This is a genomic window from Streptomyces sp. YIM S03343, assembly GCF_054729195.1.
This window is the reverse complement of the sequence record NZ_JBPUKX010000001.1, coordinates 769,189-787,393: the sequence shown is the minus strand read 5'-3', so window position 1 is coordinate 787,393 and position 18,205 is coordinate 769,189. Positions and strand designations below refer to the sequence as shown.

17 protein-coding genes and 1 pseudogene are annotated in these 18,205 nt (G+C 72.0%); 6 read left to right on the top strand and 12 right to left on the bottom strand.

Annotation, left to right across the window (positions count from 1 at the left end; genetic code table 11):
* Window positions 1-47: 47 nt before the first annotated feature.
* The 4 genes from ACSYGN_RS03410 to ACSYGN_RS03395 form a co-directional block, all read right to left on the bottom strand.
* Window positions 48-638, bottom strand: a complete 591-nt coding sequence (locus ACSYGN_RS03410; protein ID WP_460391651.1) for a TetR family transcriptional regulator — start codon at window positions 636-638, stop codon at window positions 48-50.
* Between the two features lie 135 nt (window positions 639-773).
* A complete protein-coding gene (locus ACSYGN_RS03405; RefSeq protein WP_460391650.1) occupies window positions 774-1,787 on the bottom strand; it encodes an NADP-dependent oxidoreductase in 1,014 nt (337 codons plus the stop codon).
* A 74-nt stretch (window positions 1,788-1,861) separates the two neighbouring features.
* Window positions 1,862-2,773, bottom strand: coding sequence for an alpha/beta hydrolase fold domain-containing protein (locus ACSYGN_RS03400; protein ID WP_460391648.1), 912 nt, complete (start codon window positions 2,771-2,773; stop codon window positions 1,862-1,864).
* A 74-nt stretch (window positions 2,774-2,847) separates the two neighbouring features.
* The gene (locus tag ACSYGN_RS03395) at window positions 2,848-3,663 is read right to left on the bottom strand and encodes an oxidoreductase (protein ID WP_460391646.1); all 816 of its coding nucleotides are present in this window, start codon (window positions 3,661-3,663) and stop codon (window positions 2,848-2,850) included.
* A 274-nt stretch (window positions 3,664-3,937) separates the two neighbouring features.
* Between ACSYGN_RS03395 and ACSYGN_RS03390 the strand changes: the two genes are divergently transcribed.
* On the top strand, window positions 3,938-4,903 hold the full coding sequence (locus tag ACSYGN_RS03390) for a recombinase family protein (protein WP_460391644.1): 966 nt from the start codon (window positions 3,938-3,940) through the stop codon (window positions 4,901-4,903).
* A gap of 400 nt (window positions 4,904-5,303) precedes the next feature.
* Here ACSYGN_RS03390 and ACSYGN_RS03385 read toward each other — a convergent pair whose 3' ends face one another.
* Entirely contained in the window at window positions 5,304-6,326 is a 1,023-nt protein-coding gene (locus ACSYGN_RS03385; protein ID WP_460391642.1) for a hypothetical protein, read from the bottom strand.
* Between the two features lie 142 nt (window positions 6,327-6,468).
* On the opposite strand from ACSYGN_RS03385, the gene ACSYGN_RS03380 reads away from it, so the two are divergent.
* Together ACSYGN_RS03380 and ACSYGN_RS03375 are read left to right on the top strand one after the other, a co-directional pair.
* Complete coding sequence (locus ACSYGN_RS03380; protein WP_460391640.1) at window positions 6,469-6,861, top strand: PPOX class F420-dependent oxidoreductase; 393 nt, start codon at window positions 6,469-6,471, stop codon at window positions 6,859-6,861.
* A complete protein-coding gene (locus ACSYGN_RS03375; RefSeq protein ID WP_460391638.1) occupies window positions 6,858-7,055 on the top strand; it encodes a hypothetical protein in 198 nt (65 codons plus the stop codon). Before ACSYGN_RS03380 ends, ACSYGN_RS03375 begins: the two co-directional genes overlap by 4 nt.
* 13 nt (window positions 7,056-7,068) lie before the next feature.
* Here the strand turns inward: ACSYGN_RS03375 and ACSYGN_RS03370 are convergent, their stop codons facing one another.
* Window positions 7,069-7,485 carry a Zn-ribbon domain-containing OB-fold protein gene (locus ACSYGN_RS03370; RefSeq protein WP_460391636.1) on the bottom strand — a complete coding sequence of 139 codons (417 nt, stop codon included), beginning with the start codon at window positions 7,483-7,485 and terminating at the stop codon, window positions 7,069-7,071.
* Window positions 7,486-7,699: 214 nt separating this feature from the next.
* A complete protein-coding gene (locus ACSYGN_RS03365) occupies window positions 7,700-8,407 on the bottom strand; it encodes a TetR family transcriptional regulator (RefSeq protein WP_460391634.1) in 708 nt (235 codons plus the stop codon).
* Window positions 8,408-8,668: 261 nt separating this feature from the next.
* Between ACSYGN_RS03365 and ACSYGN_RS03360 the strand changes: the two genes are divergently transcribed.
* The gene (locus ACSYGN_RS03360) at window positions 8,669-9,406 is read left to right on the top strand and encodes a peptidoglycan-binding domain-containing protein (protein ID WP_460391632.1); all 738 of its coding nucleotides are present in this window, start codon (window positions 8,669-8,671) and stop codon (window positions 9,404-9,406) included.
* Window positions 9,407-9,496: 90 nt separating this feature from the next.
* Window positions 9,497-9,982, top strand: coding sequence for a flavin reductase family protein (locus ACSYGN_RS03355; RefSeq protein WP_460391630.1), 486 nt, complete (start codon window positions 9,497-9,499; stop codon window positions 9,980-9,982).
* Between the two features lie 263 nt (window positions 9,983-10,245).
* Here the strand turns inward: ACSYGN_RS03355 and ACSYGN_RS03350 are convergent, their stop codons facing one another.
* The 4 genes from ACSYGN_RS03350 to ACSYGN_RS03335 all read right to left on the bottom strand — a co-directional run bounded on the left by ACSYGN_RS03350 (window position 10,246) and on the right by ACSYGN_RS03335 (window position 16,537).
* Window positions 10,246-12,717, bottom strand: a complete 2,472-nt coding sequence (locus ACSYGN_RS03350; RefSeq protein WP_460391628.1) for a SpoIIE family protein phosphatase — start codon at window positions 12,715-12,717, stop codon at window positions 10,246-10,248.
* A 188-nt stretch (window positions 12,718-12,905) separates the two neighbouring features.
* Entirely contained in the window at window positions 12,906-13,280 is a 375-nt protein-coding gene (locus ACSYGN_RS03345) for a hypothetical protein (protein WP_460403195.1), read from the bottom strand.
* Between the two features lie 484 nt (window positions 13,281-13,764).
* Window positions 13,765-14,715: a MurR/RpiR family transcriptional regulator gene (locus ACSYGN_RS03340; protein ID WP_460391626.1), complete on the bottom strand. Its 951-nt coding sequence runs from the start codon at window positions 14,713-14,715 to the stop codon at window positions 13,765-13,767.
* A gap of 85 nt (window positions 14,716-14,800) precedes the next feature.
* Complete coding sequence (locus ACSYGN_RS03335; RefSeq protein WP_460391624.1) at window positions 14,801-16,537, bottom strand: ArnT family glycosyltransferase; 1,737 nt, start codon at window positions 16,535-16,537, stop codon at window positions 14,801-14,803.
* A 364-nt stretch (window positions 16,538-16,901) separates the two neighbouring features.
* Here ACSYGN_RS03335 and ACSYGN_RS03330 point away from each other — a divergent pair.
* Window positions 16,902-17,455 (top strand): annotated as a pseudogene (locus ACSYGN_RS03330) (hypothetical protein); the annotation flags it as partial.
* 9 nt (window positions 17,456-17,464) lie between these two features.
* Here ACSYGN_RS03330 and ACSYGN_RS03325 read toward each other — a convergent pair.
* A complete protein-coding gene (locus ACSYGN_RS03325) occupies window positions 17,465-18,130 on the bottom strand; it encodes a nucleoside/nucleotide kinase family protein (RefSeq protein WP_460403193.1) in 666 nt (221 codons plus the stop codon).
* Window positions 18,131-18,205 lie beyond the last annotated feature (75 nt).

Sequence of the window (18,205 nt, the reverse complement as noted above, 5' to 3'; positions counted from 1 at the left end):
AGCCGGGCCGACGCCGAGGGACGGCTCGGCGAAGCTGCTGCGGCGTGTCAGCGTGACTGCTGTGCGCCAAGCAGCGTGAGGGCGTTGCGGATGCCCTCTTCGAGGAGTTCGTCGGAGAGCCGCAGGTCGGCCAGGGCGCGGGAGAGCTGTAGTGTCCCGACCATCATGGCGTAGACGCTGAGGGTCTTCGTGCGCATCGAGCGCGGGTCGGCGGGCGCCAGGCGGGTGGCGATGCCGTCGATGACAGCGAGCACGCCGTCGGTGTACGCCTGCTTGGTCTCCTGCGGGCAGCGCCCGATCTCGTCGAGGAGTGCGGCGGAGGGGCAGCCGTCGTCGGGGCTGTCGCGGTGCTGGGGCGACAGGTACCACCGTACGATCTGCTCAAGTCCTGCGATGCCGGGGGCCGCCTGCTCGATGACGTTCGCGTGCTGCGTGCGCAGCTGGTCCGCGACCGCGGCGGCCACGAGGTCGTCCTTGGATTCGAAGTGGGCGTAGAAGGCGCCGTTGGTCAGTCCGGCGTCCGCCATCAGCGTCGAGATGCCCGAGCCGTCGATACCGTCCTGCTTGAACCGGCGGCCGGCGGTCTCGATGATCCGCTGCCTGGTGGCCTGCTTGTGCTCTTTCCCGTAACGCGCCACGCGCTCGCTCCTTTGTGCGTCGGCAGGGTCGGCCGCCCTGCGCCGGCTTCGCCATCGTATTGGATTACGAACGCACTCCAATGGTGGGGGGGCGTCTTGGAGCACCGCCTCGCCTTCTGCCGCGGCCGGTCCGGTTCAGTCGTTGCCGGGCATCATCGAGATCACGACCTTTCCGGCCGTGGTACGCCGCTGCTCGACGTACGCCATCGCCTCGAGCGTCTGGTCGAAGGGGAAGGTGCGGTCGATGACCGGGTGGAGCCGTCCGCTGTCGTACAGGGCGCCGAGTTCACGGAGCTGGGCGCCGCTGGCCTGCATGAAGAAGAACTCATAGCGCATACCGAGGGCCTTGGCCTGCTTGCGCACCTTGCGGCTGAGCGCGTTCATGGCCACGCCCATGAACGAGGGCGCGCCGAGTTGCCTGGCGAACCCGGCGTCCGGCGGGCCGGCGACGCCGATGGCCAGGCCGCCCGGCTTCAGCACAGTCAGCGACTTCTCGAGGTTCGCCCCGCCAAGGGAGTCCAGCACCAGGTCGTAGCCGGACAGCACCTGCGAGAAGTCCTCCGTGGTGTAGTCGACGACGGTGTCGGCGCCGAGGCTCCTGACCAACTGCTCGGTGCGGGAGTTCGTGGTCGTGGCCACCGTGGCACCGAGGTGCTTGGCGAGCTGGATGACCGTCGACCCGAGGCCACCGGCACCGCCGTGGACGAGCACCTTCTGACCCGGCTTTACGTGGGCGCGCTCCACGAGGATCTGCCAGGCGGCCAGGGCCACCAGCGGCACTGCGGCCGCCTCGCGGAGCGTGAGAGACTCCGGCTTGGGCGCGACGTCGTCCTGGTCGATCGCGATGAACTCGGCGAAGCTTCCGATCCGCAGGTCGCGGGGACGTGCGTAGACCTCGTCGCCAACTGTCAGGCCGCGCACGGCCGACCCGACCTGCGTCACGATCCCGGCGACGTCGTGGCCGAGCACGAACGGACGCTTGTACTTCAGGAGTCTTTTGAACTCTCCGTTGCGGACCATCTTGTCCAGCGGGTTGATGCTGGCAGCGCTCACTCGGACCAGGACGTCGCCGGCCCCGACGGTGGGCTCGGGAACATCGGCGGCGCGCAGGCCGCCCTTGCCGTACTTCTCGACGACGAACGCTTTCATATCAGCCGTCCCTTCGCGTGATCTTCTCGGTTGCCTTCTCGGCGGACGATGCGCATGCCCGGGCAGCTTCCACCTCAGCGGCCGAGGTGCCGGCGAAGCCACTGGCCCATCTGCCCGATCGCCCGGTCCACCTCGGGCACGCGCCCCGCGCCCAAGATGAACGAGTGCTGGCCCTCTGGCAGCGGGCGGACCTCGGAGACGATCTCGAAGTCGGCGAGTCGGCGGCCGAAGTCGGCGCCATCGCCGGCCAGCGCCTCGTACTCGCCGTAGTGCAGGGCCGTGGGCGGCAAGCCGGTCAGGTCGGCGTTCACGATGCTGATCTCGGGGTCGGTGAAGTCCACGCCGGAATCCTGCAGCCAAGCCGCTCGGAACAACTCGAGGATGTCCCGGCTGAGCATCTTGTCGAGTTCCTCGTTCTCGTCCACCTTCGCGTTGCTGATGGTGAGGTCGGTCCACGGCGAGATGCTGACGATCGCCCCGGGGACCGCCTCGCCCTTGGCGAGCAGGCGCAGCGGCAGCGCGACCGCGAGGGTGCCTCCGATGGAGTGGCCGGTGCTGCCGATGTTCCGCGGCTCGTAGCCCTGCGCGAGCAGCCACCGGTAGGCGGTCTCGGCATCGTCGATCTGTGCCGGGTGGGGGTGCTCGGGCGCCAGGCGGAAGCCCACGACGAGCGAGCGGAATCCGGCCGCCTTGGCGATGTGGCCGGCGGCCTTGCGGTCCGATGTGATCGAGGCGGCGACCGATCCGCCGAAATGGAAGTGGAGCAGCGCCTTGTCGGGGTCGGCGCCCTCGGGGATGGCCCACAGGGCGGGGACGCCGTCGGCGTCCACGTCGGCGTAGGTGACGCCTTCCGGCTCGGTCGATGCCGAAGCGTGTGTGTCGACGATGGCGCGGACGACGGCCAGATCGAGGCCCGGTGTCGACGCCTTCGCGCGCACGCTTTCGAGGAACTGTGCGAACTGCTGTGCTTCCGTGCTGATTCCCATGGTGATGCTCCTTGTCAGGTCAGAGCTGAACGCGCCTCTCGCGCGCACTGCAGGTCGATGGGCCGACTGCGACGTCAGCCGGGCATCCGGTTGAATCTGCGGATCTGCTTGTCGAAGATCCCGGCGGGGACGAGGCGTCGCGCGGTGGTGATGCGTGAGGCGAGCGGTCCGGCGGTGTAGCGCAGCTTCGGCTTCGAGGCGGTGGCCGCCGTGACGATCTCCTTGGCGACGACGGCAGGGTCGTCGCCGGTCTTCATTGCCGCAGCGACCACTTCGTCGAAGACACGCCGCCGCTCCGCATACAGCGACATCGGGGTGTCGGGCTGCGCGGCATTGGCGTCGAAGGCGGTCCGGGTGTAGCCGGGCTCGACGAGCAGGACGCGGACGCCGTGCTCGCGGACCTCGTGGTCCAGGGACTCGGAGTAGCCCTCGACGGCGTGCTTCGCGGCGACGTAGAGGGCCATGTAGGGCTGCGGGATGACGCCGAGGACGGACGAGAGGTTGACGATGCGTCCACGGCCCTGAGCGCGCATGTGCGGCAGGACGGCCTTCGTCATGCGGACAAGACCGAAGAAGTTGAGGTCGAAGAGGCTCTGGGCCTGGGCGACGGAGTTCTCCTCGGCGGCGCCGGCCGAGCCGAGACCGGCGTTGTTGACGAGGACGTCGATCCGTCCGAACCGTTCGATCACTTCCTGGACTGCGGTGGTGACGGATTCGTCGCTGGTCACGTCGAGGTCGAGGAAGGTCACACCGGCGGGCGGGGTGAGTTTCGAGGTGTTCCGTCCGGTTCCGATCACCTCGAACCCGGCTGTGGCGAAGGCCCGAGCGGTTGCGTTACCGATCCCCGAAGACGCTCCCGTCACGAGTGCTACCGGCCGTTGTGTCGCCATGACGGACTCCCATGCTCATTGAATTACGATCGTATGACTTACGATCGTAATGCTATTGCCGGGCGGGGCGGATGGCAAGGCCACCCCGAAGGTGCCATGCGCCTCCGGCCCGCCCGCCTCATCCCGAGATCTCCCATAAACGTCCCTTTCCCGGAGCAAGATCGGAAACGGCCGCCAGGGGCGGCCTGGATGCCTGATCGGTTCTCAGAAGTCGTTCTCACTCAAGTGACACCGGACCCTTGTTCTGGGAATGGTTTGTGAGGGGATTCTGGGCGTGACGGACCATCAGGACACCACCGCACGCGACGCCGACGACGTCGAGCGCCACGACTGCCCGCGCTGCGGCGTCCAGCCCGGCTCGCCCTGCCGTTCCCGCTCGGGCGCGGTCGCCGGGATCTACCACACCGGCCGCTTCAAGAAGGTCGCCCGGCTCGCCAAGCTGCTCCGGGTGCCGACCCCGGCCGACCGCGGCCCTGGCCAGCCCTGGCGGCCCGGCAACCCGCCGCCGGCCGCGCCCGAGACGGACACCCCCGGCGCGGACATCCGCATCGGGTACGCGAGGTGCAGCCACCTCACCCAGGAGCTCCAGTCACAGCTGGACGCGCTCAGCGCGCACGGCATCCCCCGCGACAAGATCTTCTCGGAGGAGATCAGCAGTCGGGTCCGGGTCCGCCCCCAGTTCGAGGCCGCGCTCACCCTGGCCCGCGAGATCAAGGCCCACGCCCCGCACGGCCGCGTGCTGTTCACCGTGTACGAGATGAAGCGCCTCGGCCGGGACGCTGCCGAGCTCACTGCGCTGGCCGACCACCTCACCGCCCACGGCCTGGTCCTGGAGATGCTGGCCGGCCTGTTGCCCGGCATCTACGACCCGTCCGGTCCCGGGCGGATGCTGTTCGGGTTCTTTGCCGCGATGGCCGAGACCGAGCGCGAAAGCATCCGCGAAGCCACCCTCGAAGGACTCGACGCCGCCTCCCGCAAGGGCAAGCACGGCGGCCGACCACCCGTCCTCACCGACGACATGCTGCACACCGTGCTGCGGCGCCGGGCAGCAGGCGAGTCCGTCGAGCAGATCCGCCCCGACCTGATCATCCCCACCCGCAAACGCAAGGGCCAGGCCCCCGGTCTGGCCAGCATCTACCGAGCGCTGGCCGAGCATGGGAAGGCCCAGGCGTACCCCGAAGCCGTCGCCCAGGCCCACGCCGACTTCGGCACCCTCACCCAGCCCGATCACCAGAAGTGACGGCAGTTACTCTCTGATGCTTGTCGGGTGGCGGCAGCTATACGAGAACACGGTCGCGACAAGGCGCCACAAGCCCGAGGATCTGGGCCAGCTGTGGCTCGAGCGCGCCGAGGCCGGGGACATCGACGGCGTGCTCGCGCTGTACGAGCCCATCGGGGCCTGTACTTCCAGGGTTCGGCCAGCACCGGCTACAGCGGACTGCGCAAAGCCTGCGAGGCGATGCTGGCCGGCACCCCGAAGATGCCCTCACATCCCAATAGCGAACCGCTGCTGGAGCTAGGCCGTCATATGGGCTTGCAGTCCGGCCGGTGACAACAAGCCTGCCTATGTGACAACTATCGCGCTTCGGCTCACGAGTGAGCACAGGAATGCAACAGGCAATCTATGGCTCAGAATTGACCTACGCCATCCGCCCGGCCAGGTCCGACGCCGTGAAATGCCGGGCGTGGGCGTCCGGCACCGGTCCGGGCAGCCGGTCGGTACCGCCCCACACCGGGTGTCCGCCCGCATACGGGCGCAGCAGTGCCGTGAGCACCGGGTCGCCCCGGCCGCCGAGCGCGTCGTCCGCGATACGGCGGGCGATGCCGGCGAGGAAGTCCGCGACCTGCACCCGGGCGTCCAGCCGGGAGTGGACCAGCCGGAACCCGGCGAGCACCACGCCCCGGCGGCGGGCCGCCTCCTCGATCCACGCGATCCGGTCCGGTGTCAGCAGGTTCTGCCGGTCGTGCACCAGTGACACGGGCCGCCCGCCGGCACTCCAGTGCGCGGCCGTCTCGACGATCGAGGGCAGCAGCGGATTGAGCACCGGGATCGGCACCGGTGCGGCGAGCGTCCGTGCCCGCCAGGCGTCCGCGCGCGCCCGCGTCCCGGCCAGCCGCTCCAGCACGGCGACGGCAGCCTCGTCCGCGCCCCGGTGCGCACGCCGCAGCTCGTCGACCGTGCGGAAGAACGCGTCGCCGGAGTCCGTCGCAACCCCGTTCACCCGCACCCGCAGCAGACGGTTGGCCGCGGTCAGGAACTCCCGCCACCGCTCGGACCCGAACAGCCGCGGACCGTCCCGGAACAGCGCCACGGCACCGGAGGGCTCGCCCAGCAGCAGGTCCACGGTCCGGTCCACCACGAAGAACGCCTTGTCCGTGACATGGACGTGTGCATGCCCGTGCACCGGCCCGGCGGGGGAGAGCAGCCACTCCAGCACCGCCCGGTGCTTCTCCCGCAGCAGATGGTTCGCCTTGTACTCCTGCGCGGGGGACCGGATGCGGTCGCGGGTCTCCCGTACGCACGCCGCGGCGGCCTCGGGGGACAGATCCACGCTCGCGTGCGCGAAGACCTCGGTGTTGCCGCCGGTCAGATTCTCGCCGTCCGACCCGGACTCGTCGCAGGCGATCTCCAGCACATCGCCCCGCCACCGGTCCCGGGTCACCGCGCACCCCCTGTCATGAGGTCCTGCGCCCAGGATCTCCCCGGACGGCACCGGGAGGGAAACGAATTCCCGCACCCGGCCCCGCCGAGCCCCGGACCGTCCGGCACACAGAAGAGGGCGTGCGGACGCCTAGACTGCGCCCATGAATGACGACACGGCAACGGCCCGGCGGCTGGCCGAGGGGAAGTATCTGCTGGTCACCAGCTACCGCAAGAACGGCACCCCGGTCGCCACCCCGGTCTGGGTGGTGCTCGACGGTGACACCCTGGGCTTCTGGACGGTCGCCGACTCCTGGAAGGTCAAGCGGATCCGGGCCCGCGCCGATGTCCTGGTGGGCCCCTGCGACGTACGCGGCAGGCCGACCGGCGACCCGGTCCCGGCCACCGCCGAGATCTGCGACGCCGCCACCACCGCCCGCTACCGCAAACTCATCGGCCGCAAGTACGGCATCACCGGGCGCCTCGGCCTGCTCGGCAGCCGGCTGCGCCGAGGCGTAGACGGCACCGTGGGGGTCCGGGTCACCCTCACCCCGTGACCGCCGGGGCGGTGCCGGGACCGTCCGCGGTGACCGCCGGGGCGGTGCCGGGACCGTCCGCGGTGACCGCCGGGGCGGTGCCGGGACCGTCCGCGGTGACCGCCGGGGCGGTGCCGGGACCGTCCGCGGTGACCGCCGGGGCGGTGCCGGGACCGTCCGCCGCCCGACCAGGCCGGCCGAGGGGCGCCGCGTAGCGCGCCGGGCCGGTCAGGTCCAGGCCCGGTACGGCTCGTCGACCAGCTGGAACACCGGCTCGCCGCGCACCGGGTCCTTGGCCGTGGACAGCCGCACCCGGTCACCGCTGTGGATGCCGATCGGCGGCCCCATGACCCGGCCCCGCACCACGAAGCCCTCGGCCATCTCGACCAGCGACACATTCCGCGCGGCCGGGGTGTTGCGGTGCACCACCGTCGAGTGACGGACCGTGCCCACACCCTCGCTGCGCTCCGTGCGCAGATCACTGCCCTGGCACACCGGGCACAGCACCCGGTGGTACATGGCGGTACGGCACCAGGTACAGCGCTGGTAATGGATGGCCGCCGGGTCCGGACGGCGGGCGGCGTCGAGAACCCCCGTCGGGGCGCCGGTGGTTGCGTGCGAGGCGTTCGCTGAGTGGTGGTACACGATGGTCGACTCCCTGCGCTCGGCCGGATTCGCGTATGCCGAACTGGCCCCCGGGCACACGCACATGCCCGGTTCACCGTGCCACCGTGCACGCCCGACACCGTATGGCACTCAGTGTCAGACGTAAAGACACCGCGTACCCTCAATTTTCCGGATTTCCGAGCCGTAGGCGCCGGGCCGCGGCGTGGGGAGCGGCGCGGGGGAGCGGTGCCGCTCAGTTCCGCCCGAGGGCGGACTCGATCTCCTGCACCACCCGCCACAACGGAGCGTCGCGCCGCGAGACGACGACCATCACATCGTCCGGCCGGGTGGCCACCAGCGGCGCCGAGGTGTGCCCGAACGCCGCCTGCACATAGCCCAGCGCGTGGTCCACCGCCGCGCCGGCGTCGCCCTGGCCGTCCGAACGCAGCCAGGAACGCAGCGCGTTGTTGTGCGCCGCGACCACGGCCGCCGCGATCACATCGGCCTGGAGGGTCCCGTCCCGCCGCGCGGCGAACCGGTCGCGCAGGTAATCCGCGAGCCCGCGCTCGTAGCGCCACACCACCGACAGCTCGTACGCGCGCAGCCCCGGCACCTGCTTGGTGAGCCGGTAGCGCTGCACCGAGAAGGTCGGGTTCTCCGAGTACAGCCGCAGCACCAGACGGGCCGCGTCGCACACCCGCCGCACCGGCTCGTCCGCGTCGAGGCCGGCCGCCAGGAACGCCGTCATGTCTTCGAGACAGCGCTCGTGGTCGGGGAAGACCACGTCCTCCTTCGACGGGAAGTAGCGGAAGAACGACCGCCGTCCGACGCCCGCGAGCGCCACGATGTCGTCCACCGTGGTGTGCTCGTAGCCGCGTTCCAAAAACAGCCGGAACGCCGCAGCGATCAGGGCGTCCCGCATGGGCGGCTTCGCGGTCGTCGCCGCGCTGCTGGAGCTCATGGACGTGAACGTAGCATCCGCACAGCTTGGACGGCACTCAGTGCAGCCCTGTAAGGGGACTGAGTGCTCCAGACCACTTCCGAATCGCCTCCGGACCACGTCCAGACCGTCTCCAACCCGTTCCGGACCACGTCCAGGGCAGTCGGCCGGCGGACGGCCGTCACCGGTTGAACTCATCTGAACTCATCGGTGCCCGCCCGCGTATCACTCCCCGGGGGATGGCGGACACCGCCCGTGCGCACGGCCCAGAAGGAGACCACAGTGCCGACACCGTCCGAACCCGGGCAGCCGCCGGACCGCCCGGTCCTGGAACCCATCCGCGTCCTCAGGCTCCGCCGCACCGACGCCCTGGCGGAGCTGATGAAGGACATGCCGCGCGGCGGCTACGAGTCCGTACCCGTCCCGCCCTCCCGCCAGGACCCGGGCCCGCGGGGGCGGCGTACACCGGGACCAGGATCGGAGCACGGGCGCACGACGGGCCCTGACGTCTCGTACTCCTTCGAGGACGAGACCCAGGAACTCCCGCCCGTGCCCCCGGCCCCCGGCGGTCCCCGCCTCGGCTCAGGTCCCGGACTGCGCCGGGCCGCCATAGCGGTCGGTGTGGCTGCCGCGGCCCTGGTCGGCTTCGGCTGCGCCCTGCTGCTGCCCGCGCGCAGCGACGCCACCACCGTCCGGCCGTCCGCCACCGCCCGGCCGTCCGCCGAGCCCACCTCCGCACCCGCCGAGACGGCCACCCCGGCCGGCGGCAGCGACCCCGACGGCGTCGGCACCCTCCGCCGCGGCGACAGCGGTCCCGAGGTCGCCGAACTCCAGCAGCGCCTGCTGCGCATCCCGGACGTCTACAAGGGCGGTTCCACCAGCGGCCGCTACGACGCCACCCTCACCGCGGCCGTCGCCCGCTTCCAGCTCTGGTACGGCATCCGGGGCGACGAGACCGGTGTGTACGGCAACGACACCCGCCAGTCGCTGGAATCGCGGACCACCCTCGACGGAGGATGAGGTCCGAGCGGTGCCCGCCAGGGCGTGTCAGACACGTCCTGGGGCGGCAGCCGGCCAGGACGTGGTACGGACGACGGGAGTGGTGCGGGCATGGCGGACGTGGGCGCGTTCATCGACCGGCTCGACCCCGAGATGTGCGTGGTGACCGCCGCGGCCCGGGGCGAGCGGGCGGGGTGTCTGGTGGGCTTCGCCTCGCAGTGCTCCATCCGCCCTGTGCGGTACATGGTGTGGCTGTCCAAGCTCAACCGCACCTACCGGGTGGCCTGCTCGGCCGATTTCCTCGCGGTGCATCTGCTCGGCCGTGACCAGCGGGCGCTCGCCGCCCTGTTCGGCGGGCGCACCGGCGACCGCGTCGACAAGTTCGAGCGGCTGCGGCTGCGGGAGGGCTACGGGGGCGCGGTCGTCCTCGCCGACGCCACGGCCTGGTTCGTCGGCCGGGCCGGGCAGCGCACCGACGGCGGCGACCATGTCGGCTTCGTCCTCGATCCGGTCCAGTGGGGCACACGGGACGAGGCCGTGCCGCTGCTGAGGCTCACCGACTGCCGGGGAATCGCACCCGGTCACCCGGTCGACTGACACCGGTCCGCCAGGGTCGAACACCCGGCAACGGCAAGGGAAATGCGGTGCTCCACGGGGGCTTGCACGAGTCATCCTGGGAGGCCACCGCCGCGGCCCCCGCCGCTCGACCGAAGGCTGCCCCGATGAGCGGCTCCCGTGTCCCGGGCCTGTTGCTGCCCGCCGTGTTCCTGCTGGCCCTGGTGGTCGGCGTGCTCTGGTACTGGCGCCACCGCGACGACGACTGACCCGGGCGATGCGTGCGATGTGCGTGATCCGTGCGGCTACGGCCGCCGCGGTTCCGCGTCCTCCTGCGGCACCCGGATGTCCAGCACGCACACGTCGTCGCGCCGGTCCCCCTCCAGCATCGCGCCGAGCAGCGTGCCCAGGGTGCCCGGACCCCCGGCCGGATGGGCGAGGACCGCCTCCGCCAGCCGGGCCAGGCCCGCGTCGATGATCTCGGACGGCCGCTCGATCAGGCCGTCGGTGTAGAACAGCACCCGGTCGCCGGGCACGAGCCGACACTCGGCCTCCTCGAAGGACGGGTCGTCGCTCGCGCCGAGCAGCACACCGCCGGGCCGGTCGAGATAGCGCGCCTCGCCGCCGCGCACCAGCAGCGGCGGCGGATGACCGGCCTGCGCCCACACCAGACGCCGCTCCTCGGGGTCGTAGCGGGCCATGACCATGGTCGCGGTGGCATGCACGTCCTGCGAGTGCAGCAGCAGGGTGTTGAGCCGGGTCAGCGCCCGGGTCAGCGAGGAGCCGGTGATGACCATGCCCTTCGCAGTGAAGCGGAGCTGGGCCATTTCGGCGACCGCGCCGACCCCGTGCCCCGCGACGTCGCCGACCACGAACAGCGCCTTCCCGTCGGGCAGTTCGATGGCGCTGAACCAGTCGCCGCCGAGGATCCCCGACTGGGCGGGCAGATAGGCGATCTCGACCCGCAGCCCCGCCAACTCGACGGCCTGGCCGGGCATGGGCAGCAGCGCGTGCTGGAGCCGGGCGGCCAGCGCGCGCTCGGCCTCAAGCACCCCGTGCTGGGTGAGGATGGCCTGCTCGCTCTGCACCAGCGCCAGTTCGGCCCGCCGCAGTGTCGTCATGTCCTGGACGAAGCCATGCACCTCGGCGGGGGTGCCGTTGCTGTCCGGCACCGCCTCCGCGACGGCCCGCAGATGCCGGATGCCGCCGACCGCCCTGATCCTCAGCGGCAGGTCGAAGGGACGGCCCTCACCGGCCACGGCGGCCACGGCGCGCAGCAGTTCGGGCGCGTCCTCGGGCAGCACCAGCTTCGTGAGCCCTTCCAGGGTGGCGGGGCCGAGCGCAGGGTCGTGGCCGAAGATGGTGTACACCTGCGGCGACCAGGAGATCTCGCCGGTGACGAGGTTCCAGCTCGCCCAGCCCAGATTGGCGAGCCGCTGCACGTCCGTCATCCGCTGCTCCAGCGCGTCGGTGTCGTCGTGCCGGATCCAGTGCAGCACCAGCCGCTCGTCCAGCCGTACCACCCGCGCCGAGTAGGTGGCGGTGTGCGGCATCCCGGCCACCACGTCCTGCGACGCGAACGGCCGCCCCTCGTACGGCTCCCCGGTGGTCAGCGTGGTCAGGAAGCCCTGCCACAGCGGGTCGCGCGCGACCGTCGGGAAGCACTCCAGCAGCCGCAGGCCCACCAGTTCGCGCCCGGTGCGGCCGAGGTTGTCGACCGTCCGCGGGGTCGCGGCGCCGATGCGGTAGTCCTCGACATGCCGTACGGCGGCCGGGTCGGCCGGGCCGCGCAGCGGGGTCAGCAGCACCGCGGCGCCCGGCAGCACGTCGAACACCTCCCGCAGGGTGTGCGGGACCTCTCCGGCCGTGCGTACCGGGTCCGCGTCGAAGGTGCGCAGCCGTCCTGCGCACAGCCGGGCCACTGCGCGCAGCAGGACCCGCTGCTCCGGGGTGAACGGCCCCTCGGTGCGGCGCAGCACACCGAGCGCCACGGAGGCGGAGTCGTCGCCGGTCGGCACCGGCAGCCAGGCGCGCGACTGCCAGCTCCGGGGCGGGTCCTCCATCAGCATGTACCGCTTGTGGTCCTGCTCCGCGTCCTCCAGCCAGCGCGGTGTGCCCGCCTCCAGGGCGTCGAGGGCGACGACCCCGCCCACCGGCGGCACCTGGCGCCAGCGGGCGGCGAGGGTGTGGCTCACCCCGGCGTACCCGGCGAGTTCGAGGCCGCCGCCGGGTACCCGGGTGTAGAGCATCACCGCGTCGGCGTCCGTGTCGGCGGCGAGGTGCTCCAGCAGACAGGCGGCCAGCTCCTGCGGTGAGCCGGCCCCGACCATGGCCCGGCCGAGCCGCGCCAGGGCCCGGGCGTGGTCGTCGTTCTCGATGGGCGGCGCCGCGCCGGTGTCGGTGACGGGAGTGGTGGAGGCGACGGGGACGAAGGGGGTGACGGGGACGAAGGGGGTGACGGGTGGCGCGGTGGCCGTGGGCTGCGGGGGTGTGCGGAGGGCACCGAGGGTGATCCAGCACTCCTCCATGAGAGTGCGGCCCCCGTCCGCGGCCCGCCGCGAGAGTTCCTCCTGTGCGGCGGCCGCGTCCCGGCCGGTGAGAGCCATCACGGCACCCTTGGCGCGCTCCAGCACGGCGGCCTCCGCCGCGGGATCACCCGTCCGGTCCCCAGCCGCCCGCTGTGCTGCCGCGTCCGAGCCCGGCGCCGCCGTGTCGGGGACGGCATCGCGGTCCGCCGGGGTCGCGGGCTTGCTCGTCACCTGTCGAGCATCGCACATCAGAGCGGATCGGATCACGGCTCGTCCGCTCCGGGCAGGCCACCCGGCCGGACCCTGCGGCCGGACCCTGCGGCCGGACCCTGCGGCCGGACCCCGCGGCCGGACCCCGCGGCCGGACCCCGCGGCCTGACCCTGCGGCCGGACCCTGCGGCCGGACCGCGGCGACGGCCCCGGGGACCACGGGTGGTTCAACGGGCGGTGCTGCGGCCGACCAAGGCGTCGGTGACGGCGCGGACGCTGCGCGCGATGTGCTGGAGCTGGAGTACTTCGGCCGCGTACAGCTTGATCGTGTGCTCGATCACCGACTCGGGCATCCCGAGCCGGGGCAGATCGGCGCGCGCGGTCTGCAGCGCGGTTCTGGCGACCCGGATCTCCTGCTGGACCTGGATCTGCGCGTGCCGGGCGAGCAGCACGGGGTGGCGCATCAGCGCGGGGTAGCTGGCATAGCGCGCCGGGACGAGTTCGCGCAGCCATTTGACCGCGGAGCGCTCCCAGTCGTAGCTGCCCGGTGTCTTCACCTGGCACGGCCAGTCGGAGCTGAGGCGCGTGGTCGTCACTTGCATGGGCATCGCTTCCGGGTGTGCGGCGTCGTGAGGGTGGTCCGACGTGGTGGGGGCGGCCCCGGTCTAGGGGATGACCCGGGCCGCCGGTGGCGGGCGCTCGCGCGAGCGATGCCCGTCCGGACACCCGTGGCGCCGACGTGGGTAGGGGACGGCGGCTCGGAGTGTCCGTGCGGTGCCCCGGCGGACGGGCGGCGCCTGCGCGGCAGCGGGTGCGGGAGGCGCATGAGCGGTCCGTCGGCTTTCTCGGGGCTGGCAGGTGCGAAAGAGGGGTCCACGGAGGCGGAACGGCCCCGGAGGGTGCGGGGGTGCGATCCGAGTGCAGTATTTATATATGCCGATCGGTTTGCAAGGCGTATGAAAACATTCATGCAGGATATGGGGTGAATGATCCCCGTGTGTCACCTTGTGGCGCACGGATCCCAGCCCTCGCATGACGGATCTGAGCCCTCGTACGACGGATCCCGGCCCTCACATGAAGAGGCGCTCAGTCCTTCATGAAGAACTGCTGCCGCTCGGCGAGCTGCTCGTACTCCTCCAGCCGGGCCCAGGTGCGCTCCGGGTCGGCGTCGGTCATCGCCTGGAGCAGGGCGGCAGCCATCAGGCCGGGTGCCGCGTACGAGTCGAAGACCAGCCGGGAACCGGTGCCGGTGGCGAAGGTGACATCGGCCTCGTCGGCCAGCGGGCCCAGGGCCAGATCGGTGACCAGCGCGATACGCAGCCCGGCAGACCGGGCGACCTTCAGCGCGGTCAGTGTCTCGTTGTGGTGCCGGGGCATCCCGAAGGCCAGCACCCAGGTGCCGCCCGCCTCCTTGGACTGGAGCAGGGTGTCGTAGGCGACGCTGCCGCCGTGGGTCACCAGCCGTACGTCCGGGTGGACCCGGCGGGCGGCATAGGCGAAGTACTCCGCCAGCGAGACCGAGATACGCAGCCCGAGTACGGTGAGCGGGGCCGAGCGGGACAGCTCGCGGCCGACCCGGATGACGCGGTCGGGGTCGGCGAAGTCCCGGCGCAGATTCTCCAGGTTGGCGATCTCGGCGTCCACGGCCGCCTGGAGTTCATTGCTCCGGTTCGCCTCGGCCGCTCCCGGGCCGCCGGCCAGCCTGCTGAGGGCGACCGCCTGGAGCTTCTCGCGCAGCGCCGGGTAGCCGCTGAAGCCCACCGCGGCGGCGAACCGTGTGACCGACGGCTGGCTCACCCCGACCCGGTCCGCGAGCTCGGTGATCGACAGGAACGCCGCCTCGGTGATGTGCTCGATCAGATACTGGGCGATCCGCCGCTGCCCGGGCGAGAGCCGCGGCCCGTCGAACAACTCCCTCAGCTGGGAGGTCGGGGCCGCCGCCTCCGCCTCCGGCGCCGTCCTGCCCGAGGTGATCGCGGCTGCCTGCGCGCGTGCCTGCTGCGGCGACGGTACGGATGCGCGTCCTTTGTCTGCCACGATCAATCAACATAGCTCACGGAATGTGGCGACCAGGACGGACCGGGGCCGCCACGGCGGGCCGCGCCCCGGGCCGGGAGGCAGGTCAGCGGCGGTAGACGGTGATCGAGTGCCCGACCTCGTCGACCGCCCGGCTGGTGTCGATCAGCATGGCCAGCCGCCCCCGTGCCTTGTCCACCCACGAGTCCGACACGGCCATCAGCCCGTGCACCTCGCCGGGCGGCACCTGGCGCGGATCGCGCGCGTGGATGCCGTAGTACGAGGGCACCCCGCTGCCCTTGTAGACGAGCCACACCTGCTCCCCGCGGTACCGGTCGTGCAGCCGGTCGGCGAGTCTGCCGAGGTCCTGGCCCCAGTCCACATTGGAGTCGTGCAGCCGCAGACAGGTCTTGGCCGGACCGCCGAACGCCTCGTTGGAGTACGGCAGATAGTAGGGGAACGTCCGCAGCGAGCTCACCGCGACGAACAGCGCAAGCGCCCCCGTCACCAGCGGTGTCCACCGCCGCCGTACCGTCAGCACGCAGCCCGCCGCCACCGCCAGGAACATCGGCAGGAACACCACGTACCGGGTGCCGAAGTCACGCGAGCCGGTCATGGCCGCGCCCAGCAGCACCGCGGCCGGGAGCAGCACGTACGGCGCCGCGGGCCGCAGCCGCCGTACGGCGAGCAGGACGACGGCACCGGCCGCCCACAGGGCGAGCATGCCCAGCGGCGTCTTCACCAGCAGCGCGGCGGGCAGGTAGTACCAGCGGGAGCCGGTGTACAGGTCCCCGAACAGGAAGCCCTGCCACGGGTGGTTCTCCAGCCCGAACTGCATGCGCATCCCGTCCCGGTAGGCCCCCGGGAACGGCAGCAGCTCCACCAGCCGCTCCCGCAGCCCGTGCACCACCGGCACCGGCGCGCCCGGCGAGAACCGCAGCCGGGGATCCACCGCGAGATACGACGCCCAGACGACGCCCACCGCGGCCACCGCCACCACGGCGGCCCGGCCCGCGGCGAGGGCGAGCACCCGGGCCCGTCGGCCGCCGCCCAGGGTGCTGCGGTCCGCCCAGACCCCGGCGACCGTCAGGAGCAGCAGCACCGGGACGGCGGGCAGCGCGGCCATCTTCGTCGCCACCGCCGCCCCGAGGGCGGCCCCCGCCAGCGGCAGACACAGCCGGGGACGGCGCCTGGCCCGCCACAGCAGCCAGACGGACGTCAGCAGGAAACCGGCCGCCGGTACGTCCAGCGTGGCCAGCGAGCCGTGGGCGATGACATCGGGCGAGAACGCGTAAAGCGTGAGCGCCAGCAGCCCGCCCCTGATCCCCGCCAGATCCCGGGTGAACGCGAAGACCACGACACCGAACGCCAGCGTCAGCACGATCACCGGGAGCCGCGCCCACAGCATCAGCCGCCACGGGTCGTTGCCCGAGTCGTACAGCAGATGCCGCCCCATCTGCCCCTGGTCGCCCCGGTAGGCGGCGTCGAAGTGCGGACGGGCCGCCGCGACCCCCGCCATGATGATCAGCTTGCCCAGCGGCGGGTGCTCGGGGTTGTAGTCGAGGCTGTGCTCGTGCAGATAGACGGCGGCCGTGCCGACGTAGACGGGCTCGTCGACGGTGGGCGTCTGCTCGACGGCCGTGGTCACCATCACGGCGGCCATCTGGGTGAGCAGCAGCGCCACGAGCAGCGGCACCAGCCAGCGGCGGCGCCGCAGCAGACGCCGGTAGAGCCGCGACCGTGCGTCGCCCGAGCGTGACCCGGCCGCCGCCTCGGGTGGTGCGGCCCCCTCGCCGCCGGGGCCGCCGGGTGCCAGGACCGTCTGCTGTGCGCGCGCCATCATCCGCCCCGCGGGGACGCGCCCGGCACGGGGTGGCAAGCGAAGGGGACCCGACTCATGGGCCCACTGTCGCATCGCCACCGCCACCCCGCCCGACGCCACCGCCTCATGTCTCGTACCGGCAGACCGTCTGCCGCACCCACCGGTACGGGCTGCGGCGGCTCGGGGTTCACCACCGGAACGACCCGCTCAGCGGGCCAAGCTAGTGCCCCTGCAGGCAACGTTCGCCCCGTCGCGACGCCCGGCACGCACTCTCGCCGCACCGGCCGAAAGCCCAAGTACGTCCAGTACGAGGGCTTCCGGCCGGCACGCCGAGAGCACGCACCGGACGCCGCTCCTTGACGGGCAAACGTTGCCTGCCGGGGCACTATTCGCCAAACCGGTCGTCGGGCGCGACCACGTGCTGCGGCATGTGCGGTCCCTGTATGTCACCGACGGCGTTCGGCTGTGGACGGTGGTCGTCGTGGAGCGGCTGCCCGGCCCGGAGCCGTATCTGCTGGCCGGACTGCCGTACGCCGCCGCCGACGGCGACCGGGTGCGCCGCACCGCAGACGCTGCGGTCGTCTCGGCGGGCACACTGCGGGTGACACATCCGTCTGCCGTCGGGCCGGAGCACTTCGACACGCGCGCCGAACTCACCCAGGAGCAGGCCGCGTTCGCCCTCGCCGCCGACCCGCGGGTGTACGGCGACCCGACGAGGGCTGGCGTCATCTGGTCAGCTCGTCGGCCGTCGAGGCGGGCCCGGCCCCGGGCGTCCCGGACGGGCTGCATGTCTTCGCCGTGCGCTACGGCCCCGGCGGCGGCGCGTTCACCCCCGGATTCGAGCGGGACGGGGGGCTGACGATCCGTACGGAGGCATTCCCTGCGGTGCTCGGTGAGGACGACGCGCGTGCGGAACCGCAGTTGACCCTGTCCCCATGAGCGTCGCGGTCAGCTTTCCGGCCCCGCCCCCGCCTCCAGCAGAGCCATCGGCAGCAGCAGGTCGGCCCGGTCCCGGGTCGCCTCGATCAGCTCGGCGTTGGGCTGGTCCGAGCGCATCACCCAGGCCACCGCCTCCTCGTGCCCCTTGCCGAACGCCTCGTGGCGTGCGATCAGCCGCCGCAGCCGCTCCGGCTCGGGCAGTTCGCAGAACCACACCTCGTCCAGCGCCGCCCGCACCCGCGTCCACGCACCCGTGCCCAGCAGCAGATAGTTGCCCTCGGTCACCACGAGCCGCGCCGACGGCGGAACCGGGATCGCCCCGGCGATCGGCTGCTCCAGCACCCGCTCGAACCCGGGCGCGTAGACCGTCGTCTCCTGGGCAGCATCCCTCAACCGCCGCAGCAGCGCCGCGTATCCGGCCGCGTCGAAGGTCTCCGGCGCGCCCTTGCGGTCCCGCAGACCGAGGCGGTCCAGTTCGACGTCGGCCAGATGGAAGCCGTCCATCGGGACATGCGCCACCCAAGGCTCACCGGAGCCGTTGAGCTCGCGCACCAGACGTTCGGCGAGTGTCGTCTTTCCGGCGCCGGGGCTGCCGGCGATGCCGAGCGAGGCACGGTGTGTGCCTTCGGCGAGGGCGCGGGCACGTCGTAGGAGGTCGTCGAAAGTCAGGGTCAGCGCCACACCGCAGAGTCTCGCACCTGTCGCGCTACGTGCGGCAGGGCCGTCCTCTCCGCGCGGGTGAGTGGGGGC